This is a genomic window from Bradyrhizobium sp. CCGB01 (assembly GCF_024199795.1).
In the GTDB taxonomy this organism is placed as follows: Bacteria; Pseudomonadota; Alphaproteobacteria; order Rhizobiales; family Xanthobacteraceae; genus Bradyrhizobium.
On sequence record NZ_JANADK010000001.1, the window covers coordinates 649,488 to 670,668 of the forward strand.

Consider the following 21,181-nt stretch of genomic DNA (forward strand, 5'->3'; position numbering starts at 1 on the left):
CATTTCGTAGCGAAGAAGATCTTCAGCAATGTCGGGGTGTCCGACGTTGCTTTCAGAACTGTCTTGCGCTTTCGACATCTGAGTTGCGGTTCTCCGCCGCAGGGTGCGCGACGTTCTTCGGGGCCGGCGCCGCACCATGATGATCGGCGGTCTCGGCATCCTCGCTGTGCACGATCAGCCGCTTGGCGAAGCGCCAGATCAGGGCGCCGAGATCGTCCATCACCATGAACATCGCGGGCACGAACACCAGCGACAGGATGGTCGAGAAGATCAGGCCGCCGATCACCGCGAGCGCCATCGGCGAGCGGAACTCGCCGCCGGCGCCGACCGCGAGCGCGCTCGGCATCATGCCCGCGGCCATCGCGATGGTGGTCATCACGATCGGACGGGCGCGCTTCATGCCGGCGTCGATCATCGCTTCCTCGCGCGGTTTGCCGGCGCGAATGGATTCGATGGCGAACTCGACCAGCATGATCGCGTTCTTGGTGACGATGCCCATCAGCATCAGGATGCCGATCCACACCGGCGTCGTGAGCTGCTTGCCGGTGATGAGCAGGGCGGCGATGGCGCCGCCGATCGACAGCGGCAGCGAGAACAGGATGGTGATCGGCTGGAGGAAGGTGCCGAACAGCAGTACCAGCACCGCGTAGACCATCAACAGGCCGGCCGTGATCGCTGTGGCGAAGCCGTCGGACAGCTCGTTGAGGCTTTCGGCGTCGCCGGAGGGGGAGACTTTCACGCCCTTCGGCCGGCTCTTCATCACCGGCAGCTCGTAGATCTTCTTGGTGGCGTCGCCGAGCGCGGCGGAGCCGACGAGGTCGGCTGCGACCGTCGCCTGCCGCTCGCGGTCGTAGCGGTTGATGCTGGTCGGACCCTGGTCGAGCTTGACGTCGGCGATCACCGAGAGCGGCACACCGCCCTTCTCGCCGCGCTCGCCGAGCGGCACGCGCAACTGCTCGAGCGTCTTCAGATTGCCGCGTGCGGCATCCTCGAGCTGCACGCGGATCGGCACCAGACGGTCGCCGACATCGAATTTGGCGAGCGCGGGACCGACGTCGCCGATGGTGGCGACGCGAATGGTCTGCGACAGGCTTTCGGTCGAGACGCCGAGCCGCGCGGCGAGATCGGCGCGGGGCTCGATGCGCAGTTCGGGCCGCTCCAGCGTGGTTTCCGAGATCACGTTGGAGATGGTCGGAATCCGCTTCATCTGCGTCGCGAGCTCACTCGCGAAATTGTTGACGATGTTGGCGTCGACGCCGGTCACGACCAGCGAGATGGCGCGCAGGCCGTTCTCGTCGAGGAACCAGAAGCGGATGTCGGGAACGTTCTCCAGCTCCTGGCTGATCGAGAATTCGAGCTCGCGCTGGGTGATGTCGCGGCTGTCCTTGGGCGTGTAGTTGATGATCAAAGCTGCGCGCCGGACTTCCTGGGTTCCCGGAGGAACACGTCCGCCGTCGACGAAGATGCTCTTCACCTCGGGCCGCTTGCGCAGCCGCGCGACGATGTCCTCGGTGACTTTTTCGGTGTAGGCGAGCTGGGTGCCCGGCGGCAGCTCGAGGGCAAGCAGCGAGCGCGCGCTGTCCTGCGCCGGCAGGAAGCCTTGCGGCAGCAGCGTGATGCTCCAGATCGAGGCGGCGAAGACGCCGAAGCCGACCAGCACCGTGATGAAATAGTGCCTCACCGACCAGGCCACGATCCTGTGATAGGACCGCAGCACGCGGCCGGGCGGCGGCTCTTCGTGATTGCCATGTTTGAGGAAGTAGGCGGCGAGCACCGGCGTGACGAAGCGCGCCGCGAGCAGCGAGAAGAACACCTGCACCGAGACGGTGATGCCGAACTGCTTGAAGAACTGTCCGGCGATGCCGGACATGAAGCTCGCGGGTGCGAAGATCGCGATGATCGTTAGCGAGATCGCGATGACCGCGAGGCCGATCTCGTCGGCGGCTTCGAGGGCGGCACGATAGGGCGACTTGCCCATGTTCATGTGCCTGACGATGTTCTCGATCTCGACGATGGCGTCGTCGACGAGAATACCCGTCGACAGCGTGATGGCGAGGAAGCTGACGAGGTTCAGCGAGAAGCCGAGCAGGTCCATCGCCCAGAACGCCGGGAAGATCGACAATGGCAGCGAGATCGCGGCGATGATTGTGGCGCGCAGGTCGCGCAGGAACAGCAGCACGATGATGACGGCGAGGATGGCGCCTTCGAACAGGGTCGAGATCGCCGCGTGGTAATTGCCGTTGGTATAATCGACCGAGGTGTCGATCACCTTCAGGTCGACGTCGGGATAGGCGGCCTTCAGCGCGTCGATGCGCTTCTGCACGGCCTCGGCCACCTTCACGTCGCTGGCGCCCTTGGAGCGCTTGATGCCGAGCGCGACGATCGGCTCGCCGTTGAAGCGGGCGAAGGTGCGGCGGTCCGCGATGGTGTCGGTGACGGTGCCGAGATCGTCGAGCCGGACCTCGCCGCCGCCGAACAGCGGGATCATGGTGCCGGCAAGGTCGCCCAGCGTCTTGGCGCCCGCGAGCGTGCGGATGGCCTGGTCGTTCTTGCCGATCTCGGCGCGGCCGCCGGCGACGTCGACATTGGTGCCGCGCAGGCTCTGGCTGACATTGACCGCGGTCAGCCCCATGGCCTGCAAGCGGTCCGGATCGAGCGAGACCAGGATCTCGCGCTCGACACCGCCGATGCGCTCGACCTGGGCGACGCCGCGCACGCCTTGCAGCGCGCGCTTGACCACGTCGTCGACGAAATAGGAGAGCTGCTCCGGCGTCTTGCCGGGCGAGATCGCGGCGTAGGTGACGATCGGCAGGCCGATCACGTCGACGCGCTGGATCAGCGGCTCGGTGACGTTCTGCGGCAGGTTGGAGCGCACGCGCGTCACCGCGTCCTTGACGTCGTTGAGCGCGCGGTCGGTGTTGGTCTCCAGCGCGAACTGGATGGTGGTCACCGACAGGCCGTCGGTGATCGACGAGGTGATGTGCCGTACGCCCTCGACGCCGGAGACGGCGTCTTCAACCGTCTTGGTGACCTGGGACTCCAGCTCGGCGGGCGCCGCGCCGAACTGCGACACCGCGACCGAGATCACGGGAATGTCCGCCGAGGGCAGCCGCGTCACCGCGAGCTTGGTGAAGGACACCCAGCCGAGGATCAGGAGAATGATCGAGAAGACGACCGACGGTAGCGGATTGCGGATCGACCAAGCCGAGATATTAAGAGCCATCAGCGTACCCGCGTGCGATCGAGTTCATCGGCGAACATGGTCTTGATCTGGTCGCCGTCATGGAGCGAAGAGCCGGCGTCGGCCACGACGATTTCGCCGACGTCGAGGCCTTCCAGGATTTCCGTCGCGCTGTCGGACGACAGTCCGACCCGCACCTTGCGCGTCTCGACCGTATTGCCCTTGACGACCTGCACGGTGAGATGGTCGATCGCGGTCTTGGGGATCGAGACGCCGCAGCTTCGCTTGGCGTCGATCGAGGCGCGGGCAAACACGCCGACCTTCAGCGATGGATTGTTGGTGACGCTGATGCGGACCCGGCCGAGCTGCGTGGCGCGGTCGATTTCGGGCGCAACCAGCCGGACCCGGCCGATCAAATCGGGCGCGTCGTCGCGGCTGATGCGCACGGTCGCGCCGGAGCTGAGCTTGGGCATGTGCACCGCCGGGACCTGGGCGTCGAGCTCGATCTCGTTGTTGACGGCGATGCGGAACATCGGACCGGCTTGCGGCGAGGCGGGGGCGCCGACGATGGTGCGGACTTCGGTGACGAGGCCCGGCGCGGGCGCCTTCAGCGAGATCGGGCCTTGCGGGCCGGGTCGTTGCGGCTGGCCGGGGATCTGCGGCGGCGCCGTCAGGCGCGCCAGCTCCTGATTGTCGGTGACCATGGTGCCTTCGGTGACGAAGAGGTCGGTGACCCTGGAGCCTTCCTGGTCGGCGACGACCACGGCCTCGCGACGCGGCACGAAGAAGCCGGTCACCCGCACGAGGTCGGAGAAGCAGGCGTTGGTCGACTTCGTCACGATGACGAGCGCCTCGCTCGGCGTTTCCTTCGCCTCGGGGCGCCGCCGATGCTCGAACAGGTAATAGCCGACGCCGAGCGCAACGATGAACACCACGGTTCCGGCAGGCTTGAGATAGTCGGAGACGTTCATCGCCGGATTGTCCTGGCCTGGCTCACGGCCATCCGCACGAGGCCTGCTGAGAGCGTTTCCCTGAAATAAAGCGGCGTCCCGCAGGGCTGCGGGACGCGCGCCGGAAGCAAGACTTTACACCACATCACGACTTGTCACTTCAACGGATTGCGTCGTGCTCACTTCGATGCGGTGGTCTTGTTTTCCATGTTGACGACCTGCACGCGACGATTGACCTCCGCCATCGGCTGGCTCGGGTCTTTCAGCTTGCTCTTGCCGTAGCCGACGGTGACGAGGTCGGTCGCGGAGATGCTGTACTTGTCGATGAGGTAGCGCTTGATCGAATCCGCGCGGCGCTCCGACAGGTCCTGATTATAGCCCTCGCCGCCGGCGGCATCGGTGTGGCCGGCCACCACGAAGGTCGAGCCCTTCAGGTCGGGGCTGGTCAGTGCGCGGCCGAGCGCCTGCACGGAGGCAAGCGATTTGGCGCTGATATTGGCCGAGTTGTAGTCGAAGGTGATCTCAAGATCGATGTTCGGCTTGTCCTTGGCGGCGGAGGCGATTTCCTCGCGCTCGGTCGACGAAAGCGAACGCGTCGAGCGGCCGCGCACCGACTGGATCAGCTTGGTCTCGGCCGCGCTCGGCGCGGGATCGGCCGGCGGGGCAATCGAGAGGCCGCGGGTCAACGGCTTTTTCGACGGCGGCGCCAGCGCGCGGACGATGTCGTCTTCGGTGACGTTCTTGCTGTTGCCGTCGTCGCCCGCGAATGCGAGCGGGGTCGTCAGCGACAGAGCGGCGCCGACCGTGACGATGGACAGGATCGCGGTAAATCCCTTTGCAGCCAATCTCATTGCCAGTCCCTCCTGCGCAGCTGACCTGCGCGGTTCCAAAATTCCTGCAAATGGGCCCCCCGGGAAAGGCCGCCTGCGGCATCCGTTCGTTAGTCTTCCTTGGGCTGCCGAGGGTTCGAGGCGTCCCCCGCCTCAACTCAAAAAAATACTAGCGTACTCCGTAGCTTGCGAACTCCTGAACAATGTTCGGGTCCATCGCCTTGGCATTGGCGATGTCAAGCGCGCCTTCCTGGGCCGAGCCGTTGCGCTGCTTGGCAATCCCGCGGCCATAGAGTGAGGAGGTCAGGCGCGGATTGATCTTCAGCGCGGCGTCGAAATCGGCGATGGAGTTCTTGACCGCGCCCGATTTCAGATTGACGAGCCCCCGGCTGTCCAACGCATCGACGAAATTCGGCCGCAGCCGCAACGCTTCGTTGCAATCCTTCAGCGCGCCCTGGAGGTCGCCGACCACGGTGCGGGTCCAGCAGCGGTTGTTCAGCGCCTCGACGTCCTTCGAGTTGATCCGGAGCGTCTCGTCGAAATCCTTGATGGCCAGATTGTAGGCGCCCTTGCTGGCATAGACCTGGCCGCGCCGGTACAACGCGTTCACGTCATCCGGATTGGCGGCGATCTTGGCCGTCAGGCCCTTGATGGTCGGGTCCTCCGCCAGCGCGGCTGCGCTCGGTCCGCTATCCATGCTCGGCGCGGGGGTGGTCTCGGTTGGTTTCACCGGTGGTGGCGGCGGGGGCAAGGCGGCCTCGACCTGCGGCTTCGGCGAGGGCGCCGGTGCGGGAGCAGGGGCCGCTGCCGTGTCCGCCGGCTTTGGCGGCGGCGGCGGTGCGGGCGGAGTCGGCGGCGGGTTGGCGGCGACGACCGGCGGCGGTGCGGGCGGAGCCGGCGGCGGGTTGGTGGCGACGACCGGCGGCGGCGGTGCCGTCACCGGCGGGCGCGATCCGCCGGCGCCCGGAATGAACGAAAAATCTTCGGCGAGCGAGGAGGAGATCCACGGCACCTGCTCGCCGCGCGAGGCGCGGGTGACGCCCATCTTGGTGCGGTTCAGCGTCTCCTCGGCCATCAGGTCGGGGACCCGAATTTCCTTCAGGAGTTCCTGGACGAACAGGCTGTGATCGCCGCCGGCATCCGAGACCACCGAGGCCAGCGCCGCCGAATACATCACCAGCGTGCCGTTCGGCGCGATGACCGGGGTGAGGCCGGCCGAGAAGCTGCGGAACCGGCGCTCGAAGGGATTGCGCCTGGAGGCGTCGACCAGCGCGATCTTGACGCCGGCGCCGCGGGTGTTGAGCTCGCCGAGCACGGTCTCCAGGCTGAAACCGTCGCGGCGCACGTCGGATTCGGTCCAGATCTGCGCGTCGATCGGCAGCATGTAGCTCTGGCGCGCCGACTGGATGCCGAAACCGCTGAAGAAGACCAGCGCCACCGAGCCCGGCTTGATCTTGCCATAGAGCTTGTCGAAGGCGCGGCGCATGCCGTCGCCGGTCAGGTTCTCGCCGATTTCGACCGAAAAGCCGTCGCGCTTGAGCTCGTCGGCGACGTCGCGCGCGTCGTTGAGCGGTTCCTTCAGCGGGGCATCCGCGTCGGGATATTTGGCGTTGCCGATGACCAGTGCATAGCGGTCGCCAGCGGCCAGGGATGGCGCGGCCGGGATGAGCGAGACGAGCAGGGGCAGAAGAAAAAGGAAGCGAATTTTCATAATCAGCGCGGTCCAGCCAAAAAGGCGCCGTTACCAGCTTGCGCCGCGGCGACCTTAACTTACGCAATGTGCATTATCAAACCGGGGAAGGAGGGCGTCAACCGCTTGGAGATTCGGCATTATCGCGACAATTGACCGCGATGCTTGGGCGCGCTGCGAGGGGAATAAACGGGCTGTCACGGTTGGGCTCGACGTCATCCGGTTCGACTCTGCCGCGGGATGCTAGAGGAGCCGCCGCAAGGAACATGTGATGGGTCTCACATAGCAGGCCGGACGTTGTCGCAGCCCTCCGGTGTTTGACCTTTGCGGCGGACGATGGCTTGGTGCGCTCGATCGTCCCCGAAGGTCCAACTCAGAAAAGAAAACCATGGGAAACGCCTACGAAATCTACGCCCTGCGTTACGCGACGATGTCGCCGCGCACCCCCAACATGAACTTCCTGCAGCCCGACCCGCACGACAGCGCGGCGCAGGACCTCGACTATTTCGTCTGGCTGATCCGCGGCGGCGGCCGCGACATCCTGGTCGACACCGGCTTCAATGCCGAGGAGGCGAGCGCGCGGGCGCGCAAGCTGACGCTCAATCCGGTCGATGCGCTGGAGCGCTTCGGCGTCGCGGCATCGAGCATTCGCGACATTATCGTGACACACCTGCATTACGACCATGCCGGCAATCTCGATCGCTTCCCGAACGCGCGCTTCCATCTCCAGGAGCGCGAGATGGCTTACGCGACGGGCCGCTGCATGTGCAACGGACTGCTGCGACATCCGTTCTCGGTCGAGCACGTCACGCAGATGGTGCGCCATGTCTATGGCGAGCGTGTCAATTTCTATTCAGGCGACGGCGAGGTTGCGCCCGGCGTCACCGTGCACCGTGTCGGCGGTCATTCCGACGGCTTGCAGGTGGTCAAGGTCGAGACCGCGCGCGGGCCGGTGGTGCTGGCATCCGATGCCGCGCACTACTACGCCAATCTGCAGCGCAAGAGCCCGTTTCCCATCGTCTACAACATCGGCGACATGGCGCAGGGCTGGGAGACGATCGAGCGTCTCGCCGGCCATCCCGACAGGTTCATTCCCGGCCATGATCCGATTGTGACGGAAATCTATCCGCGGGCCAGCGACAAGGTCGATGCCTGGGCATTGCACCTGCCGCCGACGCGGTCGTTTGCGAAATAGGGCGCAGCGCCGGACCCTCATCCTGAGGAGGCCGCGTAGCGGCCGTCTCGAAGGATGAAGGCCGAGCTGTAGCAGCGGGGCCTTCATGGTTCGAGACGGCGCTTCGCGCCTCCTCACCATGAGGGGCAATCAATACGCCTGCTTGGCGTCCGCCTCTTCGCTGGTCTGGATCAGGTCGAGGCTCTGCTCGATCTTGCCGAGCAATGCCGCGAGCTGCTTGCGCTCCTGCGCGGACAGGCAGGCGAGGATCTCGTCTTCTCGCCGCAGCAATTGCGGGAACAGCTCTTCGTACAGCGCGCGGCCCTTCTTCGTCAGTTGCAGGCGGAATTCGCGGCGGTCGGCTTCGTTCTCGACCCGCTCGATCAGCCCCTGGTGCAGCAGCGTGGTCACCGCGCGGCTGATGGTGGATTTGTGCGTGCGGGTGCATTGCGAGATGTACTGCGCGCTACAGGCATCGTTGCGGAAGCCGAGCGTGGCAATCACGCGCCAGGCCGGAATGTCGAGACCGTGCCGTTCCTGATATTCGACCGAAAGCGCGGCGCTGACTTCCGCTGCCAGCCGGTTGAGCCGGAACGGCACGAACTTGAACAGGTCGAGCCGTGACTTTGGCCGCGCCGAAGCCTCGTCGGCTTCGCGTGTCTTCAGCGCGATGTCGCTGGATGTCCTCGCCAAGGAGAGCGCTCCGAATTTCAGTTGACGGCCGGCCGGCTCCGGTCCAAAGTAGTTGCACGTGAGACTATCTAGCAGATCAGTCCTCTCCTGACCAGAGCCGAGGTTAGCGCATGGCGCAGGCCAATACGCAGCAGGCCAAAACCCAGTTCGGCTATCGCCGCCACCCCGATCAGGATCGCCCCGGCCAGAGCGTCGCCGAGCATCCCGTGGTGGTCGTCGGCGCTGGCCCGGTCGGGCTGTCGCTCGCCATCGATCTCGCCCAGCGCGGCCAGCGCGTCGTCCTTCTGGATGATGCCGACCGCATCGGCGAAGGCTCGCGCGCGATCTGCTTCTCCAAACGCTCGCTCGAATATTGGGACCGGCTCGGCGTCGGCGACCGCATGGTCGACAAGGGCGTGGTGTGGAGCGTCGGCCGCATCTTTCATGGCGAGTCGCAGCTCTACCAGTTCAACCTGCTGCCCGAAGACGGTCACAAGCGGCCAGCCTTCATCAACCTCCAGCAATATTACGCCGAGGCCTATCTGGTCGATCGCATCGGCGACCTGCCGGGGATTGACCTGCGCTGGCGCAACAAGGTGACGGCGCTGGAGAACCGCAACGATTCCGCCGTGTTGACGATCGAGACGCCCGAGGGCGCCTATCGCCTGCACGCGCAATATGTCGTCGCCTGCGACGGCGCGCGTTCCTCGCTGCGGCAGATGGTCGGCGCCGACTTCGCCGGCCAGGTGTTCGAGGATCAGTTCCTGATCGCCGACGTCAAGATGACGGCGGAGTTTCCGACCGAGCGCTGGTTCTGGTTCGATCCGCCGTTCCATGCGGGACGTTCGGCGCTGTTGCACCGGCAGCCCGATGACGTCTGGCGCATCGACCTCCAGCTCAACCGTTATGCCGATCCCGTGGTCGAGAAGAAGCCGGAGAACGTGCGGCCGCGGATCGCGCGCATGCTCGGCCATGACAAGTTCGAGTTCGAGTGGATCTCGCTCTACAAATTCCAGTGCCGGCGGATGGATCGCTTCCTCCATGGCCGCGTGATCTTTGCGGGAGATTCCGCGCACCAGGTTTCGCCCTTCGGTGCGCGCGGCGCGAATTCCGGCCTCGAGGATGCCGAAAATCTTTCCTGGAAGCTCGACCGCGTGCTGCGCGGGACCTCGCCCGCGAGCCTGCTCGAGAGCTACCATGTCGAGCGCAGCCTTGCGGCCGACGAGAACATCCGCGAATCCACCCGCTCGACCGATTTCATGGCGCCGAACTCGCACCAGGAGGCGCGGCTGCGCAAGGCGGTGCTCTCGCTGGCCAAGGAAACGGAGTTCGGCAAGCGCATGGTCAATGGCGGGCGGCTCTCGGTGCCGTGCAGCTACGACTCGCCACTGTCATCGCCCGATGCGGATGCGTGGCGCGGCGGACCGTCGCCGGGCTGTTCCATGCTCGACGCCCCCGTTGCCGAGCAGGGCTATCTGACGGATGCATTCCGCCGGGGTGGAACGGACTTCACCTTGCTGTCGTTCAGCAATGGCGCGGCGATTGATGCGCCCGATGGCGTGAAGGATATCCGCGTCGGCGGCGAAGGCGGGCTTGCCGATCCCTCGGGCCTTGTCGCAAAGCGCTATGACGCCGGGCCGGGTGCCGCCTATCTGCTCAGGCCCGACGGCTATGTCGCGGCGCGCTTTCGCCATCCGACGCGCGAGGCGGTCGCCGCCGCGCTGTTGCGGGCCGCAGGTTTGAATTGAGGTTTCGCATGCCGCTTTCCACCAGCTCCAATTTTGCGCGGCCTGACGATGCCTTTCGTGCCATCGTCGAGGCGCATCGCGGCTTCACCGAAGAGCAGAGCGCCGATTTCGACGCGGCGCTGGTGCTGATCCTCGCCAACCATATCGGCGACATCGACGTGCTGCGGGAGGCGATCGGGCTCGCCAAGCGGCGCATGATCGACGGCCAGCAGCAGCAACAGCAACAGCAACAACAATAACCCAGAACCTGAAGCAAAGACTTAAGGATGAACTGATGGCGAAGAACTTCGCATCCACCGGCGATCTCTCCGAGAAGAAGATCACCTTCTCCGAGATCGGCACCGATCTCTATGCCTTCACCGCCGAGGGCGATCCGAACACCGCGATCATCGTCGGTGACGACGGCTGCCTGGTGTTCGACGCGCAATCGACGCCGGCGATGGCCAACAAGGTGATCGAGCGCGTCCGCACCGTCACCGACAAGCCGATCAAATATGTCGTGCTGTCGCACTATCACGCCGTGCGCGTGCTCGGTGCCTCCGCCTACAAGGCGCAAGGAATCGTGGCCTCGCAGGAGACCTATCGCCTGATCGAGGAGCGCGGCCAGCAGGATTGGGATTCCGAATACGGCCGCTTCCCGCGGCTGTTCCAGGATGCCGAGAGCATTCCCGGCCTGACCTGGCCGACGCTGACCTTCGAAGGCGAGATGTCGATCTATCTCGGAAAACGCGAGGTGCGCCTGATGCAGCTCGGCGCCGGCCACACGTCCGGCGACATCGTCGCCTGGGTGCCGGATGCCGAAGTCATGTTCTCCGGCGACCTCATCGAGTATCACTCGGCCTGCTATTGCGGCGATGCGCATTTGCGCGAATGGCCGCTGACGCTGAACGAGATTCGCAATTTCAATCCCAAGGCGATCGCGCCAGGCCGCGGCGATGCGCTGAAGGGCGTTGGCACCGTGCGCGAAGCCATCGCCATGACGCGCGATTTCGTCACCTCGCTCTATGGCGCGGCCGAAATCTCGGTCGCGAAGGGACGCACGCTGAAGGAATCGATGGCCGCGACCCGTGAAGTGATGGATCCGAAATTCCACAGCTTCGCCATCTACGAGCACTGCCTGCCGTTCAACGTCTCGCGCGCCTACGACGAGGCGTCGGGAATCGATGACCCCGTGATCTGGACCGACAAGCGCGACCAGGAAATGTGGGCGAACTTGCAAGGAGGAGGATAGTCATGAACATCAACACCTCGCCTGATCAGGTCATCCGCAGCTCGGCCCAGGTGACGCCGGGCTACATGTCCGGCTTCGGCAACAGCTTTGAGACCGAGGCGCTGCCGGGTGCGCTGCCGATCGGGCGCAACTCGCCGCAGCGCTGTGCCTACGGGCTCTACGCGGAGCAGCTTTCCGGCTCGCCCTTCACCGCGCCGCGCGGCACCAACGAGCGCTCCTGGCTCTATCGCATCCGCCCCTCGGTGAAGCATTCCGGCCGCTTCGAGAAGGCCGATGCCGGCCTGTGGCGCTCGGCGCCGTGCCACGAAAACGATCTGCCGATCGCGCAGCTGCGGTGGGACCCGGCGCCGATCCCGAAGGAGGACATGACCTTCCTTCAGGGCGTGCAGACCATGACGACCGCCGGTGACGTCAATACGCAGGCCGGCATGGCCGCGCATGTCTACCTCATCACCAGCTCGATGGTGGACCAGCACTTCTACAATGCCGACGGCGAGCTGATGTTCGTGCTTCAGCAGGGGGTCTTGCGCCTCGTCACCGAGTTCGGCCGCATCGACGCCGAGCCCGGCGAGATCGTTGTGATCCCGCGCGGCGTCAAGTTCCGCGTCGAGATTCCGAATGGCCCTGCGCGCGGTTATCTCTGCGAGAACTACGGTGGCGCCTTTACGCTGCCGGAGCGCGGGCCGATCGGCGCCAACTGCCTCGCCAATGCGCGCGACTTCCTCACGCCGGTCGCGCATTACGAGGACAAGGACGCGCCGACCGAGCTCTACGTGAAATGGGGCGGATCGCTGTTCAAGACGACCTTGCCGCATTCGCCGATCGACGTCGTCGCCTGGCATGGCAATTATGCGCCGTACAAATACGATCTGCGCACCTTCTCTCCCGTCGGCGCGATCGGCTTCGATCATCCCGATCCCTCGATCTTCACGGTGCTGACCTCGCCGTCGGAGACGGCGGGCACCGCGAATATCGACTTCGTGATCTTCCCGGAACGCTGGATGGTCGCCGACAACACCTTCCGTCCACCCTGGTACCACATGAACATCATGAGCGAGTTCATGGGGCTGATTTACGGTGTCTACGACGCCAAGCCGCAAGGCTTCGTCCCGGGCGGCATCTCGCTGCACAATTGCATGCTGCCGCATGGCCCCGATCGCGACGCCTTCGAGCACGCCAGCAATGGCGAATTGAAGCCGGTGAAGCTGACGGGCACCATGGCCTTCATGTTCGAAACCCGTTACCCGCAACGCGTCACCGCCCACGCTGCCAATTCCGCGACGTTGCAGGACGACTACGCGGACTGCTGGAAGGGACTCGAGAAGCGGTTCGATCCGAACAAGCCGTAGTTTTCTTCCCCTCTCCCCTTGTGGGAGAGGGTGGCATAGGCGGCCTTCGGCCGCCGTCTCTTAAGAACGCCGATGCTTTGCATCGGCTGCCGCGTAGCGGCAAGACGGGTGAGGGGTTCTCTCGGTACGGAAATCTCTCATTGGAATTCGCGGAGACAACCCCTCATCCGGCGCTTCGCGCCACCTTCTCCCACAAGGGGAGAAGGAAGATAGGACCGAGCAAAAAGTGACAACTCACCCCAACGACCCCAGCCTCCGCTCCTTCATCGAGGTCGATCCCGGCTCCGACTTCCCGATCCAGAACCTGCCCTATGGCGTGTTCTCGACGGACAAGATGAGCCCGCGCCTCGGAGTCGCCATTGGCGATTTCGTGCTCGACCTCTGGGAGTTGGAGCAGGAGGGGTTGATCAACGTCGGCGATCCCGGCGTCTTCGCCGTCGGTCTCAACGCACTGATGCAAAAGGGGCCGCAAGTCTGGTCTCGGGTGCGTGCACGTATCTCCGAGTTGCTCCGCCACGATCATCCTGAGCTGCGCGACAACAAGCAACTGCGCGACCGTGTGCTGATCCCGCGCGCCGACGTGACGATGCACATGCCGTTCACCGTCTCCGGCTACACCGATTTCTATTCGTCGAAAGAGCACGCCACCAATGTCGGCGTGATGTTCCGCGGCAAGGACAATGCGCTGCAGCCGAACTGGCTGCATATGCCGATCGCCTATAACGGCCGCGCCTCGACTGTTGTGGTTTCCGGCACCAGGGTGAAGCGGCCGCGCGGGCAGCTGAAGCCGCCGAATGTCGAGGTGCCGAGCTTCGGACCGTGCAAGCGGCTCGACTTCGAGCTGGAGATGGGCGTCGTGGTCGGCCAGCCCTCGCCGATGGGCGGCATGCTGACCGAGCAACAGGCCGAGGACATGATCTTCGGCTTCGTGCTGCTCAACGACTGGAGCGCGCGCGACATCCAGCAATGGGAATATGTGCCGCTTGGCCCGTTCCTGGCAAAAGCCTTCGCGACCTCGATCAGCCCGTGGGTGGTGACGCGCGAGGCGCTGGAGCCGTTTCGGTTACAGGGACCGGAGCAGGCGCCGGTGCCGCTGGATTATCTCAAGCAGGCGAAGCCGCAGAACTACGACATCGCGCTCGACGTGTCCTTGCGCGCGGCCGGCGCCAATGCACCGGCCAGCATCAGCCGCACCAACTTCAAATACATGTACTGGTCCTCGGTGCAGCAATTGATGCACCACGCCTCCAGCGGCTGCGCCATGAATGTCGGCGATCTCCTCGGCAGCGGCACCATCTCCGGCCCGGAGAAGAACCAGCGCGGCAGCCTGTTGGAGATTAGCTGGAACGGCACCGAGCCGGCGGAGTTGCCCGGCGGCGCCAAGCGCTCGTTCCTGGAGGACGGCGACAGCCTCGTGATGCGCGGCTGGTGCCAGGGCAGCGGTTATCGCGTGGGATTTGGCGCGGTCGAGGGAACGATTTTGGCGGCGGAGTGAGTGCTGCGCGTTCCGGTGCCGTAGGGTGGGCAAAGCGAAGCGTGCCCACCACATCGATGACGTGGGCACGGCGCTAACGCGCCTTTGCCCACCCTACGAGTTCACCGCCTCTCCGGCGGCACGTCTTTCACCCGCGCGCAATGCGCCGCGACATCCTCCACGCTGTACTTCAAATGCACCCGCTTGTCCGACGGCGTCTGCTTCGTCGTGCACACGCCCGGCCGCCATTCCTGCGTCGGCCTGATCGGGCGCGGGGCAAAGCCGCCGCCGCAGTTCGGGCAGACGTTGGAGAGCTTCGTCTCCACGCAATCCGCACAGAACGTGCATTCATAGGAACAGATCCGCGCATCCGTTGCATCGGGCGGCAGGTCGCGGTCGCAATATTCGCAGTTCGGTCGAAGCTGGAGGGCCATGGCTTTCGTCTCCCGGATTGCTGTGATCATCGCAGATCGCGCGCGGGGCGCGAATGCCGTAGTTCCCTCGATTTCAGCCGGGCTTGATCTCCTTGAGCGGCAGCTTTGAGCTTTCCTTGAGCCGGTCGAGCACGATGGATGAGCGCACATGCGCCACGCTCTGGTGCGGCATCAACACGTCGTTGACGAGATTGGACAGGCCTTTGAGATCGCGCAGCACGGCTTTCAGCACATAGTCGGCATCGCCCGTCAGCGAATAGGCCTCCTGGATCTCGTCGATCCGATTGACCAGCGCACGAAACCGCTTGGAATTATCAGGCGAGTGGGTCGCAAGCCCCACCTGGATGAAGGCGATCACGCCGAAGCCGAGCGCCTCGCTGGAAAGGTCGGCGTGATAGCCCGCGATCACCTTCTCCTCCTCCAGCCGCATCCGCCGCCGTGAGCATTGCGAGGCCGAGAGGCCCGCGAGGTCGGCCAGTTCCTGGTTGGTCAGGCGGCCGTCATCCTGGAGCGCACCCAGGATCTTGAGGTCGAAGGTGTCTACCGGAATCATGCGTCATTTGTCCATTTCATGCACGGATCGTGCACAAGATAGCCAAATCACGTGCCGTTTGCACGCTCCTTGCGTGTCCCATGAAGGATAGTTCCTTCCAGCAGCAATTGGGAGAACACCATGGGTCCGTTTCCGCACGATGCACCGCCGGCCACCATCAGCGCCGACAATCCGATGGGCACCGACGGGTTCGAGTTCGTCGAATATGCGCATCCCAATCCGGAAGAACTCCACGCGCTGTTCAAGCTGATGGGCTATGCGCCTGTCGCGCGCCACAAGACGAAGAAGATCACCGTCTATCGCCAGGGCGACATCAACTATCTCGTCAACGAGGAGCCCGGCACCCACGGTCACGACTTCGTCGCCGCGCACGGCCCCTGCGCGCCGTCGATGGCGTTCCGCGTGGTCGATGCCAAGGCAGCCTATGACCGCGCGATTTCGCTCGGCGCGGAGCCTGCCGATACGTCGTCGGCGCAGAAGACGCTCGATGTGCCCGCGATCAAGGGCATCGGCGGCAGCCTGCTCTATTTCGTCGATCGTTATGGGGCCAAGGGTTCGGCCTACGATGGCGAGTTCGAATGGATTGGCGCGCGCGATCCGCGGCCCGTTGGTGCCGGCCTGTTCTATCTCGATCACCTCACCCACAACGTCCATCGCGGCCGCATGGATGTGTGGACCGGCTTCTACGAAAAACTGTTCAACTTCCGCCAGATCCGCTTCTTCGACATCGAGGGCCGCGCCTCCGGCCTGTTCTCGCGGGCGCTGACCAGCCCGGACGGCAAGATCCGGATTCCGATCAACGAGGACGCCGGCGATTCCGGCCAGATCGAGGAATATCTGAACATCTATCGCGGCGAGGGCATCCAGCACATCGCCTGCGGCTGCCGCGAGATCCACAGCACCATCGAAGGCCTGCGCGAGGCCGGCCTGCCGTTCATGCCGTCACCGCCCGACACCTATTTTGAGAAGGTCGACACGCGCCTGCCGAAGCACGGCGAGGACGTCGCGCGTCTGCAGAAGAACGGCATCCTGATCGACGGCGAGGGCGTAGTCGCGGGCGGCCAGACCAAGGTGCTGCTCCAGATCTTCTCCGCCAACGCGATCGGCCCGATCTTCTTCGAGTTCATCCAGCGCAAGGGCGATGACGGTTTTGGCGAGGGCAATTTCAAGGCCCTGTTCGAATCGATCGAGGAGGACCAGATCCGGCGCGGGGTGTTGAAGGTGGATACGGCGGCGTAGCGCGCGACGTTCGCGCGCACTGCCGTAGGGTGGACCAAGCGAAGCGTGCCCACCACTTCCGCTCATCTTTGGAAGATGGTGGGCACGGCACTATGCGCCTTTGCCCACCCTACAATACTGCCACCGCGGAGACTCTACCTCTTCCACGCAGCCGTCACTGCCGCGATCTCTGCGCCTTCCGGTTCGCGAACCGCAGACGGAGTCCTTGAGAACCGCGGCGCCGGCGCCGGCTGTTTCACGCCGTGGCGCTCGATGAAGACCTCGCGGGCGACCATGTGCGGATGCTCGGTCGCTTCCGACATGGTCAGCACCGGCGCGAAGCAGATGTCGGTGCCTTCCATGATCTTGCACCAGTCCTCGCGGGTCTTGCTCTTGAACACGGCCTGCAGCTTCTGCTTCAGCGCGGGCCAGGCCTTGGGGTCCATCTGTGCGTCGAAATCGGCGTCGGTCAGGCCCGCGTGCTCGCGGAGCAGCGCGTAGAACTGCGGCTCGATCGAGCCGATCGAGACGAAATGGCCGCAGGCGCATTCATAGACGCCGTAGAAATGCGCGCCGCCGTCGAGGAAGTTCCGGTTGCGGCCTTCAGTCCAGCGGCCGATCGTTTTCATGTCGAAGAAGAACGACATCAGCGATGCCGCACCGTCGCACATCGCGGTGTCGACGACCTGGCCCTTGCCGGACTTCTGCGCTTCCAGGAGCGCAGCGAGCACGCCGACGACCATGTAGAGCGCGCCGCCGCCGAAATCGCCGACCAGATTGAGCGGCGGCACCGGCGCTTCCTTCGTGCCGATCGCGGCGAGCGCGCCGGTGATGGAGATGTAGTTGATGTCATGGCCGGCGGCATTGGCGAGCGGGCCTTCCTGGCCCCAGCCGGTCATGCGGCCGTAGACGAGCTTCGGGTTGCGCGCGAGCACGACATCTGGGCCGAGCCCGAGCCGCTCCATCACGCCGGGACGAAAACCCTCGACCAGCGCATCGGCGCTGGCGAGCAGGTCGAGCACCTGCGCGATCGCGGCCTTGTCCTTGAGGTCGAGCTCGATCACCTTGCGGCCGCGGCCCGCCACCGACTTCATGCTCTTCTTGGCCCCAACGCGGTCGAGCGTGACGACATCGGCGCCCATGTCGGCCAGCATCATGCAGGCAAACGGGCCGGGCCCGATGCCGGCGAATTCGACGATGCGGAAACCCGACAGCGGGCCGGAGGTGCGGACGGAGGAGTTTTGGGCTGGTTTATCGAGCACGTTGTTGTTTCCTCGGGTCGCGGGCGGATGCCGGTTGGGCCGGCAAGCGCCTCGGACATTCCTCTCTGGGGCGAGTTAATTGGCTGATTAACTTTTCTCGCCTTCACGCCAGCGAGGCAAGCGCTTTTCATGCATGGGCGCATAAAAAAAGCGGCGCGCATTTCTGCGCGCCGCGGAAGATTTGTGTTGAGGCGCTAAGGCGCGACGCGCTGTCGCGCTTTATTTGCTCGATCAGCCCGCAACGGCCACGGCGCGCTGCGCCATCACCTTGACGAGGTTGGCGCGGTATTCGGCCGTGCCGTGGATGTCGGCCAGCAGTCCGTTTGCCGAGACAGTGACGCCGTCGATCGCCGACGGCGACCAGTTCGCCTTCAGCGCGGCTTCGATCGCGGGCACCCGCATCACGCCGCTCTGCGATGCGCCGGTCGCGGCGACGCGAATCTCGCCCGACTTCGTCTGCGCGACGAAGACGGCGGTCAGCGCGAAGCGCGAGGCCGGATGCCGCATCTTGGCGTAGCCCGCCTTCGCCGGAACCGGGAACGCCACGGCGGTGATGATCTCGCCGTCTTCAAGGGCGGTGGTGAACAGGCCCTGGAAGAAGTCCTCGGCGGAGATCGATCGCTTGTTGGTCTTCACGGTGGCGCCGAGTCCGAGCAGCGCGGCCGGATAATCCGCGGCCGGATCGTTGTTGGCGATCGAGCCGCCGATCGTGCCGCGGTAGCGCACGGCGGGATCGCCGAGCACCGAGGTGAGATAGGCGATCGCGGGGATCGCCTTCTTCACATCGGCATTCTGCATGATGTCGAAATAGGTCGTGCCGGCCTTGATGGTCAGCACGTCGCCCGACAGCTCGACGCCCTGCAGCTCCTTGATCTTGCCGAGATCGATCACGTCGGACGGCCCGGCGAGGCGCTGCTTCATGACCGGCAGCAACGTCTGGCCGCCGGCGAGGAATTTCGCTTCGCTGCTCTTGCCGAACAGGCTGACGGCCTCGTCGACCGAGGAGGCGCGATGATAGGTGGTCTGGTACATCTTCGTTCCTCCCTCTTAAGCCGCGTGGATCGTGCGCCACACCCGGTCCGGGGTTGCGGGCATTTCCAGATTGTTCTTGCCGATCGCATCCGTGATCGCGTTGATCACGGCCGCAGAGGCGCCGATCGCGCCGGCCTCACCGCAACCCTTGATGCCCAGCGGATTGCCCGGGCACAGCGTCGTGGTGTGGGAGAGGTTGAACGACGGCAAATCGTCGGCGCGCGGCATCGAGTAATCCATGAACGAGGCCGTGACCGGCTGGCCGTTGGCGTCGTAGATGGCGTGCTCGAGCAGCGCCTGGCCAATCCCTTGCGCAAGGCCGCCATGGACCTGGCCCTCGACGATCATCGGGTTGATCAGCCGGCCGAAATCGTCGGCTGCGACGAAGTTGACGAAGGAGGTCTTGCCGGTGCCGGGATCGACCTCGAGCTCGCAGATATAGGCGCCGGCCGGGAAGGTGAAGTTGGAGGGATCGTAGAAGGCGCTCTCCTTCAGGCCCGGCTCCATCCCGTCAGGCAGATTGTGTGCGGTATAGGCCGCAAGCGCCACCATCGGGAAGGCGATCGCCTTGTCGGTGCCGGCCACCTTGAACTCGCCGTTCTCGATGACGATGTCGCCTTCCGACGCTTCGAGGGCATGCGCGGCGATCTTCTTGGCCTTGGATTCCATCTTCTCCATCGCCTTCAGGATCGCGGTGAGACCGACGGCCGCGGAGCGCGAGCCATAGGTGCCCATGCCGAACTGCACCTTGTCGGTGTCGCCATGGACGATCGAGACCTGGCTGATCGGAACGCCCAGGCGATCCGCAACGAGCTGGCAGAACGTGGTCTCGTGACCCTGGCCATGGCTGTGCGAGCCCGTCAGGATCTCGATGGTGCCGACGGGATTGACGCGCACCTCGGCGGATTCCCACAAGCCGACGCCGGCGCCCAGGCTGCCGACCGCCTTCGACGGCGCGATGCCGCAGGCCTCGATGTAGCAGGACACGCCGATGCCACGCAGCTTGCCGTCGGCTTTCGCCTTGGCCTTGCGCGCTGCGAAGCCGGCATAGTCGATCGCCTTCATCGCGGCATCGAGGGAAGCATTAAAGTCGCCGGTGTCGTAGGCCATGATCACCGGCGTCTGGTGCGGGAACTGGGTGATGAAGTTGGTCCGGCGCAGCTGCGCCGGATCGACCTTGAGCTGCCGCGCGGCCGTTTCCATCAGACGTTCGATCAGGTAGCTCGCCTCGGGGCGGCCCGCGCCGCGATAGGCATCGACCGGCGTGGTGTTGGTGTAGACGCCGACCACCTCGGCATGGATCGCCGGGATGTTGTACTGGCCCGACAGCAGCGTCGCGTAGAGATAGGTCGGGACCGACGACGAGAACAGCGACATGTAGGCGCCGAAATTGGCGTAGGTCTTCACCTTCAAGCCGGTGATCTTGTTGTTGGCGTCGAACGCCATCTCGGCATGGGTCACATGGTCGCGGCCATGCGCGTCGGTGAGGAAGGCTTCGGTGCGATCGCCGGTCCATTTCACGGGACGGCCGACCTTCTTCGAGGCCCACAGCGCCACCATCTCCTCGGGATAGATGAAGATCTTCGAGCCGAAGCCGCCGCCGACGTCGGGGGCGATCACGCGCAGCTTGTGCTCGGGGGCGATGTTGTAGAACGCCGACAGCACGAGGCGGGCGACGTGCGGGTTCTGCGACGTCGTATAAAGAGTGAAGTGCTCCTCAGCCGCGTCGTAATCCGCGATCGCCGCGCGCGGCTCCATCGCGTTCGGTGCGAGGCGGTTGTTGGTGACGTCGAGCTTGACGACGTTGGCGGCCTTCGAGAAGGCGGCGTCCGTCGCGCCCTCGTCGCCGATCACCCAGTCGTAGACCTGGTTGCCGGGGGCTTCGGGGTGAAGCTGCGGCGCGCCGGACTTGATCGCCGCCTGGACGTCGGCGACCGCGGGAAGTTCCTCGTAATCGACGACGACAGCTTCCGCCGCGTCACGCGCGAGATTCTTGCTGTCGGCGATCACGACCGCGACGGCCTGGCCGACGAAGCGCACCGTCTCCGGCGCCATCGCCGGCCACGCGCCCATCTTCATCGGGCTGCCGTCCTTTGAGGTGATGGCCCAGCCGCAGATGAGGTTGCCGACCTTGTCGTCGACGATCTGCTGTCCGGTGAGCACGGCGACCACGCCCGGCATCTTCAGCGCGGCGGTGGAGTCGATCTTCTTCACCTTGGCGTGCGCGTGCGGGCTTCTGATAAAATGGGCATGGGTCATGCCCTGCAATTTGATGTCGTCGACGTAGCGGCCCTTGCCGGTAATGAAACGCTTGTCTTCCTTGCGCACGACGCGCGCGCCGATGCCTTCAACACCCATGTCTGGTCCTCCCGACCGGAAATTT

General features: G+C 64.8%; 17 protein-coding genes. 7 read left to right on the top strand and 10 right to left on the bottom strand.

The genetic code is table 11. From position 1 onward, the window contains the following. Positions 1 to 52: 52 nt before the first annotated feature. The 4 genes from NLM25_RS02820 to NLM25_RS02835 all read right to left on the bottom strand — a co-directional run bounded on the left by NLM25_RS02820 (position 53) and on the right by NLM25_RS02835 (position 6,672). Positions 53 to 3,223: an efflux RND transporter permease subunit gene (locus NLM25_RS02820; protein ID WP_254135954.1), complete on the bottom strand. Its 3,171-nt coding sequence runs from the start codon at positions 3,221 to 3,223 to the stop codon at positions 53 to 55. Beyond that, positions 3,223 to 4,152: an efflux RND transporter periplasmic adaptor subunit gene (locus tag NLM25_RS02825; protein ID WP_254115145.1), complete on the bottom strand. Its 930-nt coding sequence runs from the start codon at positions 4,150 to 4,152 to the stop codon at positions 3,223 to 3,225. The genes NLM25_RS02820 and NLM25_RS02825 overlap by 1 nt, the downstream gene beginning before the upstream one ends. 158 nt (positions 4,153 to 4,310) lie before the next feature. Continuing rightward, positions 4,311 to 4,982, bottom strand: coding sequence for an OmpA family protein (locus NLM25_RS02830; protein ID WP_254115146.1), 672 nt, complete (start codon positions 4,980 to 4,982; stop codon positions 4,311 to 4,313). 148 nt (positions 4,983 to 5,130) lie between these two features. Further along, positions 5,131 to 6,672 carry a caspase family protein gene (locus tag NLM25_RS02835; RefSeq protein ID WP_254115147.1) on the bottom strand — a complete coding sequence of 514 codons (1,542 nt, stop codon included), beginning with the start codon at positions 6,670 to 6,672 and terminating at the stop codon, positions 5,131 to 5,133. Positions 6,673 to 7,039: 367 nt separating this feature from the next. Between NLM25_RS02835 and NLM25_RS02840 the strand changes: the two genes are divergently transcribed. After that, positions 7,040 to 7,846: an N-acyl homoserine lactonase family protein gene (locus NLM25_RS02840; RefSeq protein ID WP_254135955.1), complete on the top strand. Its 807-nt coding sequence runs from the start codon at positions 7,040 to 7,042 to the stop codon at positions 7,844 to 7,846. 129 nt (positions 7,847 to 7,975) lie between these two features. On the opposite strand, the gene NLM25_RS02845 is transcribed toward NLM25_RS02840, so the two are convergent. Continuing rightward, positions 7,976 to 8,518 carry a MarR family winged helix-turn-helix transcriptional regulator gene (locus tag NLM25_RS02845; protein WP_254135956.1) on the bottom strand — a complete coding sequence of 181 codons (543 nt, stop codon included), beginning with the start codon at positions 8,516 to 8,518 and terminating at the stop codon, positions 7,976 to 7,978. Between the two features lie 110 nt (positions 8,519 to 8,628). Between NLM25_RS02845 and NLM25_RS02850 the strand changes: the two genes are divergently transcribed. The 5 genes from NLM25_RS02850 to fahA all read left to right on the top strand — a co-directional run bounded on the left by NLM25_RS02850 (position 8,629) and on the right by fahA (position 14,320). Further along, positions 8,629 to 10,245 carry an FAD-dependent oxidoreductase gene (locus tag NLM25_RS02850; RefSeq protein WP_254135957.1) on the top strand — a complete coding sequence of 539 codons (1,617 nt, stop codon included), beginning with the start codon at positions 8,629 to 8,631 and terminating at the stop codon, positions 10,243 to 10,245. Positions 10,246 to 10,253: 8 nt separating this feature from the next. Continuing rightward, complete coding sequence (locus NLM25_RS02855) at positions 10,254 to 10,484, top strand: DUF2783 domain-containing protein (protein WP_254135958.1); 231 nt, start codon at positions 10,254 to 10,256, stop codon at positions 10,482 to 10,484. Between the two features lie 35 nt (positions 10,485 to 10,519). After that, entirely contained in the window at positions 10,520 to 11,476 is a 957-nt protein-coding gene (locus NLM25_RS02860) for an MBL fold metallo-hydrolase (protein ID WP_254115151.1), read from the top strand. Between the two features lie 2 nt (positions 11,477 to 11,478). Then, positions 11,479 to 12,825 carry a homogentisate 1,2-dioxygenase gene (hmgA, locus tag NLM25_RS02865; protein WP_254135959.1) on the top strand — a complete coding sequence of 449 codons (1,347 nt, stop codon included), beginning with the start codon at positions 11,479 to 11,481 and terminating at the stop codon, positions 12,823 to 12,825. A 226-nt stretch (positions 12,826 to 13,051) separates the two neighbouring features. Then, on the top strand, positions 13,052 to 14,320 hold the full coding sequence (fahA, locus tag NLM25_RS02870; protein ID WP_254135960.1) for a fumarylacetoacetase: 1,269 nt from the start codon (positions 13,052 to 13,054) through the stop codon (positions 14,318 to 14,320). Between the two features lie 101 nt (positions 14,321 to 14,421). Here the strand turns inward: fahA and NLM25_RS02875 are convergent, their stop codons facing one another. Continuing rightward, positions 14,422 to 14,733 carry a DUF1272 domain-containing protein gene (locus NLM25_RS02875; protein WP_254135961.1) on the bottom strand — a complete coding sequence of 104 codons (312 nt, stop codon included), beginning with the start codon at positions 14,731 to 14,733 and terminating at the stop codon, positions 14,422 to 14,424. 73 nt (positions 14,734 to 14,806) lie between these two features. Continuing rightward, positions 14,807 to 15,286 carry an Lrp/AsnC family transcriptional regulator gene (locus NLM25_RS02880; RefSeq protein ID WP_254135962.1) on the bottom strand — a complete coding sequence of 160 codons (480 nt, stop codon included), beginning with the start codon at positions 15,284 to 15,286 and terminating at the stop codon, positions 14,807 to 14,809. A 120-nt stretch (positions 15,287 to 15,406) separates the two neighbouring features. On the opposite strand from NLM25_RS02880, the gene hppD reads away from it, so the two are divergent. Beyond that, the gene (hppD, locus tag NLM25_RS02885) at positions 15,407 to 16,525 is read left to right on the top strand and encodes a 4-hydroxyphenylpyruvate dioxygenase (RefSeq protein WP_254135963.1); all 1,119 of its coding nucleotides are present in this window, start codon (positions 15,407 to 15,409) and stop codon (positions 16,523 to 16,525) included. 134 nt (positions 16,526 to 16,659) lie between these two features. Here hppD and NLM25_RS02890 read toward each other — a convergent pair whose 3' ends face one another. From NLM25_RS02890 to NLM25_RS02900, 3 genes are all read right to left on the bottom strand, one after another. Further along, entirely contained in the window at positions 16,660 to 17,766 is a 1,107-nt protein-coding gene (locus NLM25_RS02890) for a CaiB/BaiF CoA-transferase family protein (protein WP_254135964.1), read from the bottom strand. A 231-nt stretch (positions 17,767 to 17,997) separates the two neighbouring features. Further along, on the bottom strand, positions 17,998 to 18,798 hold the full coding sequence (locus NLM25_RS02895; RefSeq protein ID WP_254135965.1) for a xanthine dehydrogenase family protein subunit M: 801 nt from the start codon (positions 18,796 to 18,798) through the stop codon (positions 17,998 to 18,000). A 15-nt stretch (positions 18,799 to 18,813) separates the two neighbouring features. After that, positions 18,814 to 21,156, bottom strand: a complete 2,343-nt coding sequence (locus tag NLM25_RS02900) for a xanthine dehydrogenase family protein molybdopterin-binding subunit (protein WP_254115159.1) — start codon at positions 21,154 to 21,156, stop codon at positions 18,814 to 18,816. Positions 21,157 to 21,181 lie beyond the last annotated feature (25 nt).